Annotated in this window: 18 protein-coding genes; 4 read left to right on the top strand and 14 right to left on the bottom strand. The window is 55.7% G+C overall.

Annotated elements, in window-relative coordinates; genetic code table 11:
* Entirely contained in the window at positions 1–1068 is a 1068-nt protein-coding gene (locus OO730_RS05845) for a hypothetical protein (RefSeq protein ID WP_264983646.1), read from the top strand.
* Here OO730_RS05845 and OO730_RS05850 read toward each other — a convergent pair.
* The 4 genes from OO730_RS05850 to OO730_RS05865 form a co-directional block, all read right to left on the bottom strand.
* Positions 1065–1322 carry a hypothetical protein gene (locus OO730_RS05850; RefSeq protein ID WP_264983647.1) on the bottom strand — a complete coding sequence of 86 codons (258 nt, stop codon included), beginning with the start codon at positions 1320–1322 and terminating at the stop codon, positions 1065–1067. The genes OO730_RS05845 and OO730_RS05850 overlap by 4 nt on opposite strands.
* 138 nt (positions 1323–1460) lie before the next feature.
* Positions 1461–1763, bottom strand: a complete 303-nt coding sequence (locus OO730_RS05855; protein ID WP_264983648.1) for a hypothetical protein — start codon at positions 1761–1763, stop codon at positions 1461–1463.
* 265 nt (positions 1764–2028) lie between these two features.
* On the bottom strand, positions 2029–2340 hold the full coding sequence (locus OO730_RS05860; protein ID WP_264983649.1) for a HigA family addiction module antitoxin: 312 nt from the start codon (positions 2338–2340) through the stop codon (positions 2029–2031).
* 9 nt (positions 2341–2349) lie between these two features.
* Positions 2350–2631 (bottom strand): type II toxin-antitoxin system RelE/ParE family toxin, encoded by a 282-nt coding sequence (locus tag OO730_RS05865; RefSeq protein ID WP_264983650.1) that lies wholly within the window; start codon positions 2629–2631, stop codon positions 2350–2352.
* A gap of 187 nt (positions 2632–2818) precedes the next feature.
* Here OO730_RS05865 and OO730_RS05870 point away from each other — a divergent pair, with 187 nt between their 5' ends.
* Both OO730_RS05870 and OO730_RS05875 read left to right on the top strand, forming a co-directional pair.
* Positions 2819–3496: a recombinase family protein gene (locus tag OO730_RS05870; RefSeq protein ID WP_264983651.1), complete on the top strand. Its 678-nt coding sequence runs from the start codon at positions 2819–2821 to the stop codon at positions 3494–3496.
* An 80-nt stretch (positions 3497–3576) separates the two neighbouring features.
* The gene (locus OO730_RS05875) at positions 3577–3840 is read left to right on the top strand and encodes a hypothetical protein (RefSeq protein ID WP_264983652.1); all 264 of its coding nucleotides are present in this window, start codon (positions 3577–3579) and stop codon (positions 3838–3840) included.
* Between the two features lie 216 nt (positions 3841–4056).
* On the opposite strand, the gene OO730_RS05880 is transcribed toward OO730_RS05875, so the two are convergent.
* The 5 genes from OO730_RS05880 to OO730_RS05895 all read right to left on the bottom strand — a co-directional run bounded on the left by OO730_RS05880 (position 4057) and on the right by OO730_RS05895 (position 8964).
* Positions 4057–4740, bottom strand: a complete 684-nt coding sequence (locus OO730_RS05880) for a hypothetical protein (RefSeq protein ID WP_264983653.1) — start codon at positions 4738–4740, stop codon at positions 4057–4059.
* A 284-nt stretch (positions 4741–5024) separates the two neighbouring features.
* Positions 5025–5693 (bottom strand): helix-turn-helix domain-containing protein, encoded by a 669-nt coding sequence (locus tag OO730_RS16295; protein ID WP_407681910.1) that lies wholly within the window; start codon positions 5691–5693, stop codon positions 5025–5027.
* A gap of 46 nt (positions 5694–5739) precedes the next feature.
* Positions 5740–7140 carry a hypothetical protein gene (locus OO730_RS05885; protein ID WP_264983654.1) on the bottom strand — a complete coding sequence of 467 codons (1401 nt, stop codon included), beginning with the start codon at positions 7138–7140 and terminating at the stop codon, positions 5740–5742.
* Positions 7140–7325, bottom strand: a complete 186-nt coding sequence (locus tag OO730_RS05890) for a helix-turn-helix domain-containing protein (RefSeq protein ID WP_323373369.1) — start codon at positions 7323–7325, stop codon at positions 7140–7142. Before OO730_RS05890 ends, OO730_RS05885 begins: the two co-directional genes overlap by 1 nt.
* A 511-nt stretch (positions 7326–7836) precedes the next feature.
* Positions 7837–8964: a tyrosine-type recombinase/integrase gene (locus OO730_RS05895; RefSeq protein ID WP_264983655.1), complete on the bottom strand. Its 1128-nt coding sequence runs from the start codon at positions 8962–8964 to the stop codon at positions 7837–7839.
* 468 nt (positions 8965–9432) lie between these two features.
* Between OO730_RS05895 and OO730_RS05900 the strand changes: the two genes are divergently transcribed.
* Complete coding sequence (locus tag OO730_RS05900) at positions 9433–11154, top strand: PAS domain-containing sensor histidine kinase (protein ID WP_264983656.1); 1722 nt, start codon at positions 9433–9435, stop codon at positions 11152–11154.
* Between the two features lie 80 nt (positions 11155–11234).
* On the opposite strand, the gene OO730_RS05905 is transcribed toward OO730_RS05900, so the two are convergent.
* The 5 genes from OO730_RS05905 to OO730_RS05925 all read right to left on the bottom strand — a co-directional run bounded on the left by OO730_RS05905 (position 11235) and on the right by OO730_RS05925 (position 16630).
* Positions 11235–11789 carry a 4Fe-4S dicluster domain-containing protein gene (locus OO730_RS05905; RefSeq protein ID WP_264983657.1) on the bottom strand — a complete coding sequence of 185 codons (555 nt, stop codon included), beginning with the start codon at positions 11787–11789 and terminating at the stop codon, positions 11235–11237.
* A gap of 13 nt (positions 11790–11802) precedes the next feature.
* Positions 11803–13938: a molybdopterin-containing oxidoreductase family protein gene (locus OO730_RS05910; protein WP_264983658.1), complete on the bottom strand. Its 2136-nt coding sequence runs from the start codon at positions 13936–13938 to the stop codon at positions 11803–11805.
* A 37-nt stretch (positions 13939–13975) separates the two neighbouring features.
* The gene (locus OO730_RS05915) at positions 13976–14110 is read right to left on the bottom strand and encodes a hypothetical protein (protein ID WP_264983659.1); all 135 of its coding nucleotides are present in this window, start codon (positions 14108–14110) and stop codon (positions 13976–13978) included.
* A gap of 9 nt (positions 14111–14119) precedes the next feature.
* Positions 14120–15010, bottom strand: coding sequence for a formate/nitrite transporter family protein (locus tag OO730_RS05920; protein WP_264983660.1), 891 nt, complete (start codon positions 15008–15010; stop codon positions 14120–14122).
* A gap of 219 nt (positions 15011–15229) precedes the next feature.
* On the bottom strand, positions 15230–16630 hold the full coding sequence (locus OO730_RS05925; protein ID WP_264983661.1) for a sigma-70 family RNA polymerase sigma factor: 1401 nt from the start codon (positions 16628–16630) through the stop codon (positions 15230–15232).
* Positions 16631–16649: the final 19 nt, after the last annotated feature.

The following is a 16649-nucleotide window of genomic DNA, read 5'->3' on the forward strand; positions in this document are numbered from 1 at the left end:
ATGCCATTTGGCAGTACAGGAATAGGCGGTGTCGGTGGCGGTAGTATGGCCGGGAGCAACAGGTCAACGCCCTCCGGGTTTGGTTCATCTCGTGGCGGCGATATTGTTAGTCAGATTAATGATATTCTCGGCGGTTCGTGGAGTACGAGCGGCAATCGAGCTTACACCGTTGATCGTGCCGGAAACGTGATCCAAATTGGTTCGCCCTCTCGCATGGGCGGAATGCAAACCACCGCTAGAGGATATCAACTCGGCACAGGCATTGGCGATACCGGGGCCATTAATTGGCGAGGCGGATTGCTCTCGAGCGTGGCGAGCCCGTTCTATCAGGCCCATTACTCTAACCGGCAACGGAACATCAGAGACAGAGCGGCACGGAAACGAACAGCCGAGGCCCGCGATAGGGCAACCCTGGCAACGAAAGACCCATTCAGCCGTATCATGGGAACCAAGGCTGCATACAAGGGCGATTTGCCCGAACTTGAGTCTTACCTTGGCGGCCCATCGGCAATGCGCCAGACGCACAATACGGGCGGCATGTGGGGCAGTATGTTCGACACAAGGGGTGACGACGTACAGACCTCACATGAAGACCGGGCTGAACTTCAAGCAAGTGGACACCTGAACAAGTACGGGAACCTTCAGGGCTGGGGGCCTATGAATCCGGTTGGCTTTTTGGGTTCCATGACCTCTCCACAGGTGGCCCAAGCAATGGCGAAAGCGACCTATGGCTACACAGGCAACCTCCCGGCAGCAAAGAGTCTCGGGCGGGTGGTTCGTGCCGGGATGAATAAGGTAGGTACGACTTCTCAGCCTGATTACTTCAGCGAAACGGCAAAGTCATATGTTGGCGGGTTTCCCGGTGGTGGGTTCCTGTCCAGCGCACCTACGGCGATAGCCTCCGCGTTGACCGGCGTTCCCGTTGGACAGATTGGGCAAACCTTATCCGCCATTGATACCGCAGCGGCCTTAAACAGCTTGGGCATTACCGCCCACCCCGAAGCCCCGGATGACTACGCCAATAAGGATCATGACAATTGGTGGTGGTTGAATACCGGTTCGGCCTAATCCCTCTTAAACCAATCCGGCGGTGGCGAGCCGTCCAAGTCGGTGTTGCCGCTATCCCACAAGAAATAGTTGAGGGCTGCCTCTCCTGTGAAGAGCAGGATTTCCCCAATAATCTCGTTGGATGAAGTCGGCTTAGAGTGGCTTGAACTGTAAGCTCTGGCCCTTGAGGCCTCGGCCTGTCCCTTCATCGTCGGCTCCTTGGTGGCGCAGCCCACCAAACACACCAAAACCAAAATCAGCATCAAGCGTTTCACGGTCTACCTCCTTGGAAGGCAGGGCATACGGTTTGAACATATCAGGCCGTGTGTCTTGCCGCAAGGAGAGCAACCTCAACCACCGGCAGGAAGTCGGTGATAATTCCAAGGATGGAAATAATGAAAAAGATAACCCCGCTACAAGCTGTCCGGGCGCATTGCCTTGAATGCACCAATGGCGATATGACCTATGTTCGGAAATGCCCGTCCGTGAATTGTGATGTTCACGCCATCCGTTCCGGCAGAAATGGCGGCAGAGTCAAAAGCGTTCTCGGAGCAATCAGGCGCAGGTGTCTGGACTGTTGCGGGGATGAGCGAAAGCGTGTTGCCGAGTGCGAAGTGACGGACTGTTTTCTGCATCCGTTCCGCATGGGGAATAATCCGAACCGAAAGGGGGCGACCATTCCCAAGAGCAAGCAGCCCCAGGATGACTAGAAACACCCCCTTCACGAGGCATTATAGGCCCAACACACGAAAGATCGGGCTTTAGGCGACCCGATGTATGGGCGAGCTGATTTGCTTGGCCTGTGAGTGATAAAAATTGATTGCATGAGAGCAGACCTTCGACATTGCGTCGGGGGTCCTTTTTCTTTTTGAACGATACGGGATTTGAACCTGTATCCAACCGACCGATTCAAGTGCCACAAATAAAAGCGGACGCCCTGGCGACATGCCGAGGTGTCCGCTTGTTGATGATGGGCAACTATTATGCGCAGAGTTGGAGTTCTTCACACGTCCTGACTTCACGTTCAACCCGTTCTATCAAGGCTCCTTCTTTGGCGGATTCAAGATCATACCGCTGTTGAAGGTTCAGCCAGAACTCAGGGGTTGTGCCAAAAAAATGAGCGAGGCGTATCGCCGTGTCAACGGTTATCCCCCTGTGGCCCATAACGATTTGCCCAACACGTTGTGCCGGTATGCAAAGAGCCTGTGAAAGCTTGTTCCGGCTCAATCCGAGCGGAGCCATGAACTCTTCCAAAAGGATTTCTCCCGGATGAATTGGTGCAAGGTTTGCCATTGTATCCCCCTAGTGGTAGTCGGTTATCTCGACTTGATATGCGTGGTTGTTCTTCCACTTAAAGCATATCCTGAATTGATCGTTTATCCTTATGCTGTGCTGCCCCCGTCGATTGCCAGAAAGAGCCTCAAGGCGATTCCCCGGCGGCACCCTCAAGTCGTTCAATTTAAACGCCGCGTCAATAATTAATAATTTGCGGTAAGCCCTTTTCGCTAAGTCCTCCGGGAAGCCTTTCGGCACCTCCCTATTGAAGAGGGCTTCAGTCGTTTTGTTGTTGAATGACTTGATCACGATTTCTAACTATCACCCCAAAGGTGTAACGTCAAGCGTTGCCCCTTCTTTTTTTTCTGGGAACATTCCGGGAGTTCAAACTCGGTTGATAATACGTTTTCTAAAGAAATAGTGTTGACATTTTCCTGCAAACCCTTGCATGGTGGCGTTGAAGCTGGATATAAAAATATAGCTAAACGAGGATTCCATGAAGGCATACGGATATTTACGAGTGAGCGGAGCCGGTCAGATCGACGGTGACGGATTTACCCGCCAGCAAGAAGAGATCGAGCGCCACGCCAAAACAGCCGGGATTGAAATTGTGCGATACTACCGAGAGGAAGGAGTGAGGGGCACAACCAGTGAGACAGACCGGCCCGCCTTCCAGGAAATGGTATCCGCAATCTTGAAAAACGGCGTCCGCACAATCGTCATAGAGGGCATGGACCGCCTAGCCCGTGAGTACCGTATCCAGGAAAGTCTGGTTATCTATCTCGCCTCCAAGGGGATCACACTTATCTCTGCCAGGACCGGCGAGGACGTAACCGAGGCCATGCAAGCCGATCCCATGCGAAAGGCCCTTATCCAGATGCAGGGCATATTCTCAGAACTTGAAAAGTCGATGCTGGTGAAGAAACTGAGGGCGGCCCGTGAGCGGGTGAAGCAAAAGACCGGCAAGTGCGAGGGGCGCAAGAGCCTGAAAGAGGCCAAGCCCGACACCTGGAAAGAGATCAAGCGACTGTACCGTAAACCGAGACTCGGAGAACGGAGGACATACAAACAGATTGCCGAGGCCCTAAACGCCGGAGGTCATACCACAATGGCGGGTAAGCCTTTCACAGCGGGCAATCTCCAACAAATTATTTGGAGGGAACAGCAAGAGTAGCTGTACTCATAGAATCGGCCCAAGGGGGTGTCACGACCACACCCTTGGGCCTAACCATCAAAACCTGTTTGGAGGTTCAAATGGCTGAAGCGAAAGTAACTTGTGTGACGGAAAAGGCAAGCAGCGAGTGGGAACGCCTGTCAATCGGGTACAAGACTCCTGCCGGTGAAATTGGCATGGCCTCTCTTGCCCTTGACGGGATTGGCAAGCAAATCACGGTCGAACAGGCCGATGGTTCAATGGGGTATGTCCTGGAAGTGATCGCAAGGCGGCTTCAGGACCTCGCAACATTCATGGGCAAGCACGAAGAGCAACCCCTGCCGAAGCTCAAGGAGGTGGCGTAATTTTCCAAGCGAACAGGGCAAAATAATTCAAAGCGGGGGCTTCGGCTCCCGCTTTTTTGTGCCTGAGTTAGGTCGGAGGGGGGACACTCTAGGTGCTCACTCAGTAAGCACCCCCTGCTCACTCAGTAAGCATGAACCAAATAGTAACCAAAGACCCACAACTAAAAGGCGCACCCCGTTTGGAGTACGCCTCTATGGAAAGACCGCTAAAGCCGTTTAGGATAATTTTTTGCGAAGGCCGATGAGTCCGACCAAGCCAGAACCCAGCAGCCATACAGCACCGGGGATGGGAGTGGCGACGTCTTCGGTTAAAATCGAAAAGTTTGCCAAGGCTTCTCCGCTACCAGATATGTCCAAACTCGAATTCGGGATTTCAACAAAGCCTGAAACGCCGACTTCAAGACTCCAAGAGTACTCTTCGTCGAGGTTGAGCGACAACATTACAGGAGCCATGTTGAGATTGGCGCTTGTTACGGCAAAGCTTTCGTCACCGTCTTCTGTCTGGAACCACTTATTAAACACCTGGGTATCGCTTGAGTCTTTTACGAGAAGTTGTACGTGGGATTCTACACCTGGAAGCAAGCCCCCCGTCGCGTATACAGACGTGAGCCAGGAAAGTCCCCACGACGTGTCGATTTGTCCCGTGTTGCCGTAAGACGAGCTGATGGTAAATTTGCCGGACAGCTCCATGGAGTCACCGGCAATCGCCTGATCGGGGATAGATTTTCCGTCGGCCACATAGTCAGCCCAATCGTAGCTGACCGAGGTGTTGGCCTGTGTAGTGTTCCACGAAGTGGCATTCGCCCAACCATTCCCATCCAGAGTGATTGTGTAGGCAAAGGCCTGTGGGGTGACGCTCAGTACGGTCACCATGAGGACCGCGAGAAATAGTTTTTTCATTCGTACCTCCTCCGAATTTTATTGTGCGTTAGTCGTTATGCAAAAACCATTCAAAGTTAGTATAAATGAATGTTTGTTTATATAAACAAATTGTTGATAATAGCCAGTCTGATTTTATTGGAAACAAACTCCAGCACGACAACTGAAATTCACCAAACATCCCTCTCACATCCTTATTTGGATTTGAAGCCGTCGAGACGATGTCTACCTAATGGCTGATGATTTGAGGACAGAAAAACGCCCGTGAGGCAATGGTATCTTTTTTTTATACCAAGCTGGTTGCGCTAGCTTCCTGCTTTCCCCAACCTTTTCCCTTTCTTACTCCCACACCAGGGACAAACCCCACGCCGTAGAATCTTGGGGTGATCGCTCCATTTCCATGAGGTCTTACAGTCGAAGCAATAAGCCGTATATCTGGGCACGGCCTTCTCGATGATGTCATAGCCCGAATCGAACTCACGCTCATTGAGGGCGTCCGCTAGCTCCTGGCGGTAGTCCTGTGCCGTATTTTCACACACCCTGAAAAAATATGTCTTGATGCTAGCCTCATGCTTCTGTCCCTTCCGCAGGCAACCGGGGACAAACGCTCGTAGCGTGTCCGCGACCTTGCCCATGAACCGTGATTCAAGTTCCTGTCGGTCAGCGTCATTGAATTTTTGATTCTTGAGAATGTAGTAGTGTCGTCCTGCATACTGTCGGGCAAGTCGCGCAAGTAATCGCTCATTCTCGCGGGTGCCGTTCATGTGCGTGTTGTCTCGCCGAAGTTGGTGCCGATGAATGAACCGGCTAACCGTTCTCGGACTGCATCCGTAATCGCGAGCTATGTCCTTTTGGCGCTGCCCACGGTTGAGACGGTCTTGAATGTCGGGGATATGACATTCTGTCAGTCGGCGCGGGCGGCCACCGCCCCGGAGAGAGGGTCGAAACCCTAGCGAAGCCAAGTAATCAAACATAAGACAACTCCAAGAACATTCTACTATTACTGGGGTTAGTTAGGTGTTATTGGCTGTAAGTACGATGGGTTACGAAAGCGAAAGGGCTGTTTCCTGGATATTTGATTTCTGTGGGGATGGCTTGGCCGGTGATGGCTACAGATGCCTCAGACATAGTCATAACCAACTCGTGCTCATGTATGTTCTGGACCAAGAGAGAATCGTGGATGGGGATGGCTAAGATTCCCTTGCGCATGAGGTCGAGCATCACCATTTCCATCATTTCGGAGTCCAAACGTTGAAGTCGTTTCCCCACGCCGGAGGCAATATGATGGGCGATGGGCGCATGGTGGCGGGATATGTCGTCCAGGGCTTGGTACAAGAAGTCGTCGGTCATGCACTCATGGTACCGCCTGAGGAGTTCCGGGTTGCCGTGGACCTCTCCACGGATTCCCTCGACGGCCTTGGTGTCGGACTCGGCATTGAACATGATGAGGAAAAAAACTTTGATGAGGTCTCTGTATGGCTGCCCATATCCTGGTATCAAGTACGGGTCTCCAACCATTGGTGCGCCTTCTTCAATATAGAGCATGGTGGGATGCAGCCCTTTGTAATCGACCTCCTGAACGGGAACGCCATTGATGGTGACATAGGCCCTAAGCTCACTTGGAATATTTTGAATCCATGTTCCGTAGAACCGCCCCCCGAACTCAAACGTCACATTGAAAACCCGGTGGAGTTTGACGGCGAGGGGGTTGGGTGGTGTGCACGTTTTTTTCTTTCCCGCTGCAACCCGGACATAGTGCTCAATGAATTTCTCTTCATCGATGACAAGGCGTAGGTCGTGCTTGAGGATGAAAGCATTGATCCGGTTTACACGCTCCCGCATTTTGTTGGCCTGTTGGGCCAATGGCCCACGTGTGATGTTTATGGACTCACCTTTGCTCTTTCCGTCCTTCTCGCCTCGAAGCTCTATGGGGTCACGGTCAACCATACAGAAGCTTCTCAGATTGAATCTGTGCTTCAAGAACACATGTACAAGATCGGGTGTCGCCCTGGCCCTCGTTGTTCTTGAGAGGTTGTCAAAGTGGATGCCTCGGTGGACCTCGATAAGATCCGCTTTATGCATTTGTTCGACAGCCCACTTCATTGGGGCGTAATTCAAATATAGGTCCCGCATCCTGCCGCCTTTCTCGTATTGTCGCTTCCCAAGGGGGATTGCCAAGAACGGGTTGCCCCTAGTGCTGAAAGCCACGAAAAGGGCCACTAAAAGCTTGGCGACATGTTCGCGGTAATCTTTTCTGTTCCGCTTCCCCAGGTCGCGCTCTAGGAGGCCCCATACCTCCCGGACAGCTTCAACCATTCCGGGGGTGTCAGTGCGACTGTATCCATAGAAGGGCATCGAATATTCGAGCTTGTCGTGGTAACGACCAATACTTTTTGTGGTGGTGATTGCGCCAACTTGCATCACGCCCCCAGATGTGTGACCAAATTTTCTTCCACATATGCTTTCAAATCTTCAGGCCGATACCGAACCGCACCCCCCAGCTTCAGATAGGAAGGGCCTTCGGAGTTACACCGCCAATTCCGAAGCGTGCCCACGCTCAGGCCCAAACACTCCGCCGCTTTCTTCTCATTCATCAGGCTCATCATTCTCTTTTCTCCATAAAAAAAGCCGACAACCCCGATTCCTCGGTGGTGGTCGGCTGGCTGGTCCAACTTAATGGATTGGCTTGCCGGATATTATCCGCTCGTGTCGATGCTTACTTTATTTTGTCATGCTGCAAATTACCTGGCCCGGTTATCCACATGACATACCGCTGCCTTCGGCCTTCGGCCAAGATTTCAACGGTCACACGCCCGTCGCTACGTGACATTTCCAGAATTGATTTATTTTTTTCGCCATTGGTAAAATGTGCCATAATTCGATCTCCCGATAGAGCTAATCGGCCTTATCTTTAGCCGTCAAAAACATACCCTATAGTATACCCAAAGCAAAGATTTTTACCCACTTTCACCAGGCTCCACTGGCCTTCAAATTCAAAAGTCTAGACTTTTGCAAGAAACAAACCGAAGGGACAAAAGGCATTCGGTATCAATGGGATGCAAAACCACCATCAATTCCAGATCGCATAAAACACAAAAGAGGGACAAGTTTATGACACTACTTGGAGGCGGCCTCTTTAAGCAGGTCGTCAACGACAGCCGCACCATTTTTTAATGCCTCATCCCGAAGGTGGGCATACCGCTTGGTCATGCCTGGCGTGCTGTGTGTAAGGAGATTTTGGAGCGTGAACAGATCGACCTTGCCGGAACTCGCCAGCATTGAGGCGTAGGCGTGCCGAAGACCATGAAGTGGCCGAAAATCATCCGGCAAGCCCGCCCGCCTTTTAATTCGATTAATCGGCCCACGGATGTCCTTTCGCTGCCCCCCACTTGGCCCGGGAAACACAAATGGGCTTCCCCTGCGCTCGTGCTTTTCAAGGAGTTCACGGGTGCCAGCATTGAGCGGTATCTTCTTCCCCACCCCGCCCTTCGGATCTTCGAGGAAAATAAATCCTCGGTTGAAATCTATGTCAGCCCATTTAAGCTTAAACAACTCCCCGCGCCTCATACCAGTGAACAGGGCCATTTTCATCATGCCCACAGCATCAACGTGATGATCTTCATCCATAGCCTTGAGAAGCGCCTTAAGTTGTTCGTCGGTCAGGTCTTCGGTCTTCTCATTGTCCACATGGGGCATTTCAATATGAAGCTTTGCTGGGGCTGGCATCGAGGTAAGGCCCTTCCGAGCACCAAACAGAACTAACCGTTTAAAAAGGGCCAGACACAGTTTTACTGTCTGGGGAGACTTCGACCTCAAGAGACGCAAACGGAATCTATCTACATCGGCTGTCGTAATTTCATCGGGAGACAGATCGCCGAACTCAGGCTCAAGATGTTTGGTGAACCGGCTCTTATCAGCGACCTCGCCCTTATAGTCCACCCTCTGCTCTCTGTATTCGTCCCACAGCTTCGACAAAGTCCATCGATTAACCCTGGATGCCCTGACCGCCTCTCGCTGTTCCGAATTTGGCAACACCTCGCCGTCAATTTTCTTGGCACGTATCCGTGAAGCCTTGGCCTCGGTCATTTTGTTTTGTTTCTGGCGGCCAACCTTCTCCTCGACCATTTTCCCGTCACGGCGATACCGAATGTAATAGATCCTCTCAGGCTGACCCGTCACAACATGAGAGCCCATGACATAGAACACGCCAGGATAATCCGTCTTGTATCGTCGTTGCTTGGGCATGCATTGGTCTCCTTCTTGGTCTTCCTCGTGTCCCCCACGCTATCCCCCACACACAAAGCCAAAATAGAGTGAAATTGGGTGAAAGGCAACCAAAACAGAGTCCTGCATTAACCCATTTTATTTGTATAAATTAGGAAAAAAAAATGAAATCCAGTGAAAACAACATCGATGGTCTTCAAAACCAATGTGTGGCAGTGATGTCACGGGCAGGTTCGACTCCTGTACGCCTCCGCCACAAGTAAATGAGGGCCTGCTCAAGCAGGCCCTTTTTCTTGCTCCCGGACATTCCCGTCGGCACGCGGAAGGAGTGACACGGAAGGCGCAGAGAAAAATCAAAGCGTTTTTCCGTGGGACCGTATAGTATCCGGCTGATGGGATCGTGCAGGATTCAGGACGCCTGCCGACCATGAAGCCGTAGGGGCCAAGGCCCGTGCCTGACGGGCTTTTCCCTGCCGACAAGAGGATTCGATGATAGCCGAAAACACCCTATATACCCTGCTCATCCTGCTGGGAGCCATCCTGGTCGCCCTTGTCGCCGATCTCATCAGACGCCGGAAGGCCGAGGACAGTCTGAAAGACCGGGTCCACATCTTGACCACCCTGGCCGACAGTATCCCGAGTCCAATCTTCTACAAAGACCGCGAAGGGATATACCAAGGATGCAACACGGCATTTCTGAACATGCTCGGGCGGACCAGAGAAGAGGTCGTCGGCAAATCGGTCTACGACATCTCCCCCAAGCATCTGGCCGAAGTATACGAGAAGGCGGACAACGACCTGCTCCGCAAGGGCGGCGTCCAGCGGTACGAAACGCAGGTTAAATTCGCGGACGGGTCCATTCACGAGATGTTCTTCACCAAGAGCGTCTTTCACGACGAAAAAAGCGAAGTGGCAGGCCTTCTGGGAGTGATGCTCGACATCACGGAACGGAAAAAGGCCGAGGAAAAGCTCCGGCTCGCCCACGAGACGCTTGAGCGGAAGGTCGAGGAACGTACGCACAAACTCAAGGAAGCGGAAAAGGAAAGCCGCACCAAGAGCGACTTTCTCAATACGGTCATCAACTCGATCAATCACGGGATCGTGGTCATCGACGCCAAGGACCACACCATCAAGCTCGCGAACAAGGCCGCCAGCGGCGGTCGGTCCACCGAGGGAATGCATTGCTTCGAACTGCTCCACAACCGGGGCACCCCCTGCGTTGAGGACGTTGGCCTGTGCCCCATGCATCAAGTCACCAAAACGGGCGAGCCGTGCACGACCATGCACAACCACACCTCGCCCGACGGGGAGCCGCGCTTCGTCGAGATACACACCTACCCCGTCTTCGACGAGAACGGGGAAGTTGTTCAGATCATCGACAACATCATGGACGTCACGTCCCGCAGGCTGGCCGAGAAGGCCCTCATGGACGCCAAGGACCTGGCGGAGTCGACCAACCAGCACATGTCCGAGTTCCTGGACACCGTCTCCCATGAATTGCGCACCCCCATGACATCGGTCCAGGGCTTCTCCAAACTCATCCAGAAGTCGTTTTGCGACAGGTTCGCGCCCATCACGTCGGAAAACGCCACCCTGCGCAAGGCGGCCGACCGGATCGAGCAGAACCTGGCCATCGTCATTTCAGAGAGCGAACGAATGGTCTCGCTGATAAACGACCAGCTCGACCTGTCCAAACTCCAATCCGGCCGCATCGACTGGAAAATGACCCGTCTGGCCCCTGCGGAGCTGATCGAACGAACCCTGAAGGCGGTCACTCCGCTCTTCTCGGAAGACGACATCTCCTTGATCTCGGAGGTGGAGGAAGGGCTGCCCATGCTGACCGGCGACCCCGACCGGCTGATGCAGGTGTTGATAAACCTGATCTCCAATGCCGCGAAGTTCACCCAGGAAGGGACCGTCCGGTGCAGGGTCGCCCGGGAGGGCGAGGGCGTCCTGTTTGCCGTGAGCGACACAGGAATCGGCATACCCGAAGATCAGATCGACCACATCTTCAACAAGTTCAAGCAGGTACAGAACGATATCACCGGAAAACCCGCAGGAACGGGACTCGGCCTGCCCATCTCCAAGGAGATCGTCCAGCATCATGGCGGCAGGATATGGGCCGAAAGCGTCTTCGGCGAAGGCAGCACCTTCTACGTCAGCCTGCCCGCGGAAGAGAATAAGCCTCCGGAAGGCGCGGACGCCCCCTGACCCTCCGACTCCGGCCACGAAAAACAACAAGCCCCCCGACGGACGATCCGCCGGGGGGCTTCCTTGTTCCTGTTCCCGCCCTACGGCGTTTTCACATAGACGATGGATTGGGCGCTCAATTTCTTGATCACCTGCTTGCCCGCCGCATCCGCCTGCATGAGGAGGATTTCCTTTTCCCCAAAGGTCAGGGCGTTGGTCAGGCAGGTTTCCACGCACACCGGGTCCAGACCGTGGGTGACGCGGTCGTAGCAGAGATTGCACTTGTGGGCGTAATTCTCTTTCTCGTTGAACTGAATGACCTTGTACGGGCATTTCTCGACACACTCGCCGCAACCGGTACATTTTTCGCGGTCAAAAAGCACGATGCCGGTCTGCACGTCCTTGGTGATGGCCCCTTCTTCGCACCCCTTGGCGCACGGGGTCTTCTTGCAGTGCTGGCACATGACCACCCACGAGTCTTCCTTGATCTCCGGGAACTTCCCTTCGCTTTTGGACTCCACGCGGAGATAGTAGGGGATTTCTCCGGGCATATCGTATTCGTGGTCGATCAACCCGTGGTGGTTCCGGCAGGCCACGATGCAGGTCTTGCACCCGATACAGCGATCAAGATCAACCATTATGCTGAGCTGTTTCATCTTGTACTCCTTCTTATTTGTAGATCCTGACCCGGGTGGTAACGTGGGCTTCACCGCCCCGGAGATCCTGCTCGTCCAAGGTCGTACCGGCGTCGGAGATGAGCTCGTTGTCGCTCACCCACGAACCGCGACACGCCACCTTGCCCATTGTCTGGCCAAAGCCGTGAATGATGCCCGCGCAGCCGGGGATGATCTTTTCCGTCAGTTCGACCGGGAGCTTGACCTGACCCGAGTTGGATTCCATGGTCACCACGTCGCCGCTCTTCACGCCGAGCCTTTCGGCGTCGATGGGGTTGAGCAGGCAGGGGTTGGCGTCCAGGCCCGACACGGGGTCGCGCAGCTGGGCGTTGTTCTGCGACCAGGCGCCGGTGTTGTTCAGGTAGATGGTGCGGAAGTTGACCAGGACAAAGGGGAACTCGTCCTCGCCCCGGCGGTATTCCAGGGGCAGTTCCGGGCTGGGCCATTCCCGGCCGATATCCTTGTACATGTTCCACTTCAGCTCGATCTTGCCGGAAGGGGTATTGAATTTGCCCGCGTCCTCGTACTTGCGGAATCCCACGGTCCCGGGGCTCCAGAGACCGCCGTTCTCCTGCAGCTTCTTCACGGACATGCCCACACCGGCAAGCTCGATGTCGTAGTAGTCGACGTCGTCCTTGAAGGCGAAGTATTCGGGGAACATCCGTTTGCCGAGGTCGATGAACACGCGGTTGGCGTGGCGGGATTCGCCGATGGGCTCCACCACGGGCTGGCACAGGGCGGCGCAGTGGCCGTAGTTGTACCACCACGGCATGTACAGCATTTCCCAGCGCTCGAAGTTGGTCTGGTCGGGCAGGACCAGGTCCGCCCACTTCATGGTCTCGGACGGCATGATCTCGGTGACCACCAGCAGTTCCAGCTTGTAGTCGCCGTTCTCGTCCTTCATGGTCACGGCCTTGCGCCATTCGCCGGACCCCATCTCGGACAGGGCGGGATTGCACTCGGAGGCGAAGAACACCTTGAGGGTGTCGTCCTTGATGGCCTGGGCCGCGTACCACGTGGGCTGCAGGAAGAACTTGTAGCTATCGAACTGCGAGCGGTCCGGACCGGTGCGGTGATAGCCGAGTTCCGTGACGTCCGGTGCCGGAGGGACCGGCTCCACCGGGGCCATGGGCGCGATTTCCGGCAGGGGCTGGCCGCCGGGGTTGTCCAGGTTGCCGGTGATGACCAGGAAGATGGACCACGCGTGGCCCCAGTCCATGCCGTTGCCGTACATGATGGACTTGAAGGCGTCGATACAGGCGCTGGGGGCCTCTGCCGCCATCCTGGCCAGCTTGATGATGTCGCCGGCGGGTACGCCGCAGATTTTGCTCATGGCCTCGGGCGTCATATCCTTGAGATGCGCCTTGAGGCCGTCCATGTCGCCTTCCTGAACCCACTTGTCGCAGAATTCCTTGTCGTAGAGATCGTTGGCGAGCAGATAGTTGGAAACGCCGAGGAAGAGCGCCGCGTCGCCGCCCGGCTTGATGGGAATCCACCAGTCCGCCTTGGCCGCCTCGGCCCGGAAGATGGGGTCGATGACGATGAGTTTGGCGCCGCGTTCCTTGGCGTCCAGGATGTGGGACGGCACGCAGGCGTCGTCCAGGCAGCCGAAGGGATGACGGCCGGACAGGATCATCAGGCCGCCCTTGGGAACCGCATAGTACATGGGCGCGATGTGGTGGTTCGGGAAGCAGCCGAAAGTATGCATGTGGGCCATGATCTTGGCCGAATCGCAATGCGGCAGTCCCGTGGAGATGAATCCCCCGCAGGCATTGACGAACCGCCACTTGGGGTCGGTCACGGAGTGCGGGAACATCGAATAGGTGAACTTGTGCGCCTCGCCGCGATCACGCAGCTCGGTCAGCTTCGTCTCCATGATGTCCATGGCCTCGTCCCAGGTGATGCGCTCGAACTCGCCGCTGCCGCGTTCGCCGACGCGCTTCATGGGATATTTGAGCCGCTCGTTGGAGTACAGGGAGGTGATGCCGGCCATCCCCTTGACGCAGGCCTTGCCGCGTGCGCGGGGGTTGCCCTTCACTTCCTTGACGACCCCGCCTTCCACGCGGGCGAGAATGGCGCATTCAGCCTTGCATTGATAACAAACGGTTGGGATCCACCCATCTCCAGACATATCAAACTCCTTGCTTACTCGGTGTCCGTGCATTGATTTATTCACCACGCCGCTCCGCTTGACCGAAACGATACTTCTTTCGATATGCGTTGCCGATGAGCCGGATAACGACCCATGCGGCGACAAAGGCCCCCCAGATGTACGGGTTGAACGGGCTGTAGTCGTAGTCCACCGCGCCTCCTTATGACGTCGTATCCGACCCGAGGTCGGATGCCCGGTTGCGGTACAGTTGCTGCAACTTGAGCGGGTCCGCCACCAACTGGAAAACAACGGCCACGAACAGGGTCCCGCCCACGCCGTTGCCCATGACGGTGAAGAGCTGGTTGTGCGCCCATCCGTATCGACCGAACCCCCAGTGCATGAGGACCGGCTTCACGCTCTCCATGCCGGAGACCGCCGTGAGCCACAGGTCCTGCTGGAAGAGCGGGACGGCCAGAAAGCCTATGTTGGCGATGCAGTGCTCGTTCATGCCCGCCACAAAGGCCAGGGGGCCGTAGGCGGCCAGAACGATCTTGCTCAGGTCGTCGTTGGTTTTCATGAACAGGATGGCTGCGGATTGCAGGGTCCAGGTACAGATGATGCCCATGACGAAAATCTCCATGGCCGTCTCACCCGTCTTGGCCACGCCGATGTCATGGGCGCGCATGAGCCACGGCAGGGCGTGGTACCCGCCCCCCTTGCTCATGATCCACATGAAGGCCATGGACCCGGCGAAATTGCCCACATACCCGACAAACACCCCCCAAACAAAACTGGCCCACGAAATGCGGCTCTGGAATACGCCGACCAGCCCGTAGGCCATGTCCGCCGTCACCAGGGTCATGCCGCTGAACATGATCAGGACCAGCGAGAACATGAAGACCAGCCCCATGAGCAGGTTGGCCAACCCCGGCGCGAGGTTCTGCGGCACACCGGCCGAGACCGCCAGCGCCAGCATGGCCCCGAAACAGACAAAGGCTCCCCCGGCAAAGGCCGACAGCAGGAACGCCAGCGGCCGTTCCGCGAGCATGTCCCATTTCTTGGAGCAGACGTCGGCAACTCCGAGGATGTGTTCTTCAGCATTGAGAGGCATAGATTCTCCAGGCAACAAATTGAACCGTTTTCAGCTGTGCGCCGTGCACTGCGCACAGGGCGGCGATCACCGCCCTTGATGACAGGAGCCATGAGGGACCGAAAAAGTTACCCGGAAAAGAATAAAAAAGACGAAGAAAAAGAAAAAACACAACAACACCAACGTGTTCGAGTGGTGCAGATAAACACCGGGGCGTCCGACATCCCCATTCTTCGGCGTTTACGGATAGTCGGTGCAGACAAAGGCGTCCAGATCGCACGGACCGGGAAGCACGCCGCTGGCAATGGCCAGGTTCATGAACGATTCCATACGTCCCCGGTCAGGCCGCAGATCCTCAAACGTCACCAGCCGCTTTTCAAGGACCTGCTTCGCGAGTTCGGCGGGGACGCCCGTGTACAGCTCCTGCGTTTCGGCGCAATACGTGACATCGGTGTACAATTTGTCACGGGCCTTGAGCAGGGCCCGCACGAAGACGGACACCAGATCGCCGTGCACCCGGCAGAAATCCTCCCGCACGGCGACCACGCAACAGGGGTGGCCGGGAATGACGTCTTTCGAATTGATCAGCAGGTCCCCGCCACCTTCGAGCACGCACTTGGACGTCCATGGCTCGGCGCAGAAAAAGGCGTCGATAAGCTGTGTCTTCAGCGACCGGATGGCGTATGAGGGGTGGGTGTCCGCCATGGCGATGTTGTCCCAGAGATTGGGAAAATCAGTGGCCAGCTTGCCGAGCAGGACCCTGTGCGTCGAATAGGGACCGGGAACGCCCACGCGCTTGCCCCGCAGTTCCCTGGTCGATGTGGCCAGGGCGCTGCCGTCGTGATGGCCGTCCAGAATGTACTTGAGCGGTGTACCGGAAAGGCACAGCTGCATGGCGAGCGGCGCCATGATGAACGCGGCATCGATGGTCTTCGACGACAAGGCTTCGGCCAAGGCCTTCCACGACAGGAACCGCTTCATCCGGATACCGGAGTTGCGCCCTTGGTGCATCCGATGGGCGACCATGCCGAGGAGGTGGTCGGAAATCGAAAGATAGCCGACGCGTATGGCGGGCGAACCGAGCTCCGGGCCGAGCAGCTCCGAGAGCTGGGACTGGGCGTCATGCAGCCGCTTCCGCACGGTCCCCTTCCTCAGGGAGAGGATGTCCGCTATCTCCGAAACCGAGTACCCGGATTCGTAATACAGGACCGTGGCGTCCTGCAGCGGCAGGGAAAGTTGTTGGAAGGCGTTCCGGGCGGCGGCCCTCACGCACGACCATTCATACTGCTTCGCCGGGTCGGCGGACCTGGGAGCCAACGGCTCGACACACTCGAGGGAATCCAGCGACGTTTCCCGCCCCCGCTTCCGCAAAGTCCGGTAGCATTGGGAATCCACGATGGTCCTGAACCAGACCGGAAAGCTCTTTATGTCCCGCAACTGCTCCAATCGGGCAAAGGCAACGAGCAACGACTCCTGCACTGCGTCCTGGGCCGCATCCCGCGACTTGAGAATCCGTTCGGCGCGAACGATCATCCCCGGGGTCAACTCGGCAACCACGCGGCTGAAATCATGGGAATGAGCCCAACCGCCGGGTGCGCGCTCTTTCCCGCCGAACTGATCGGAATCTTTGTAATAGGCCATACAGCCAAGCCCTCAATCC

The organism is Pseudodesulfovibrio portus, assembly GCF_026000375.1.
GTDB classification, from domain to species: domain Bacteria; phylum Desulfobacterota; class Desulfovibrionia; order Desulfovibrionales; family Desulfovibrionaceae; genus Pseudodesulfovibrio; species Pseudodesulfovibrio portus.

Coding starts and splice junctions, on each gene's coding strand:
- OO730_RS05880 (WP_264983653.1), bottom strand. CDS start 4,740: ATGAAAAAACTATTTCTCGCGGTCCTCATGGTGACCGTACTGAGCGTC.
- OO730_RS05895 (WP_264983655.1), bottom strand. CDS start 8,964: ATGCCCAAGCAACGACGATACAAGACGGATTATCCTGGCGTGTTCTAT.
- OO730_RS16295 (WP_407681910.1), bottom strand. CDS start 5,693: ATGTTTGATTACTTGGCTTCGCTAGGGTTTCGACCCTCTCTCCGGGGC.
- OO730_RS05860 (WP_264983649.1), bottom strand. CDS start 2,340: ATGGCAAACCTTGCACCAATTCATCCGGGAGAAATCCTTTTGGAAGAG.
- OO730_RS05920 (WP_264983660.1), bottom strand. CDS start 15,010: ATGCCTCTCAATGCTGAAGAACACATCCTCGGAGTTGCCGACGTCTGC.
- OO730_RS05900 (WP_264983656.1), top strand. CDS start 9,433: ATGATAGCCGAAAACACCCTATATACCCTGCTCATCCTGCTGGGAGCC.
- OO730_RS05845 (WP_264983646.1), top strand. CDS start 1: ATGCCATTTGGCAGTACAGGAATAGGCGGTGTCGGTGGCGGTAGTATG.
- OO730_RS05885 (WP_264983654.1), bottom strand. CDS start 7,140: ATGCAAGTTGGCGCAATCACCACCACAAAAAGTATTGGTCGTTACCAC.
- OO730_RS05925 (WP_264983661.1), bottom strand. CDS start 16,630: ATGGCCTATTACAAAGATTCCGATCAGTTCGGCGGGAAAGAGCGCGCA.
- OO730_RS05910 (WP_264983658.1), bottom strand. CDS start 13,938: ATGTCTGGAGATGGGTGGATCCCAACCGTTTGTTATCAATGCAAGGCT.
- OO730_RS05890 (WP_323373369.1), bottom strand. CDS start 7,325: ATGATGAGCCTGATGAATGAGAAGAAAGCGGCGGAGTGTTTGGGCCTG.
- OO730_RS05875 (WP_264983652.1), top strand. CDS start 3,577: ATGGCTGAAGCGAAAGTAACTTGTGTGACGGAAAAGGCAAGCAGCGAG.
- OO730_RS05870 (WP_264983651.1), top strand. CDS start 2,819: ATGAAGGCATACGGATATTTACGAGTGAGCGGAGCCGGTCAGATCGAC.
- OO730_RS05905 (WP_264983657.1), bottom strand. CDS start 11,789: ATGAAACAGCTCAGCATAATGGTTGATCTTGATCGCTGTATCGGGTGC.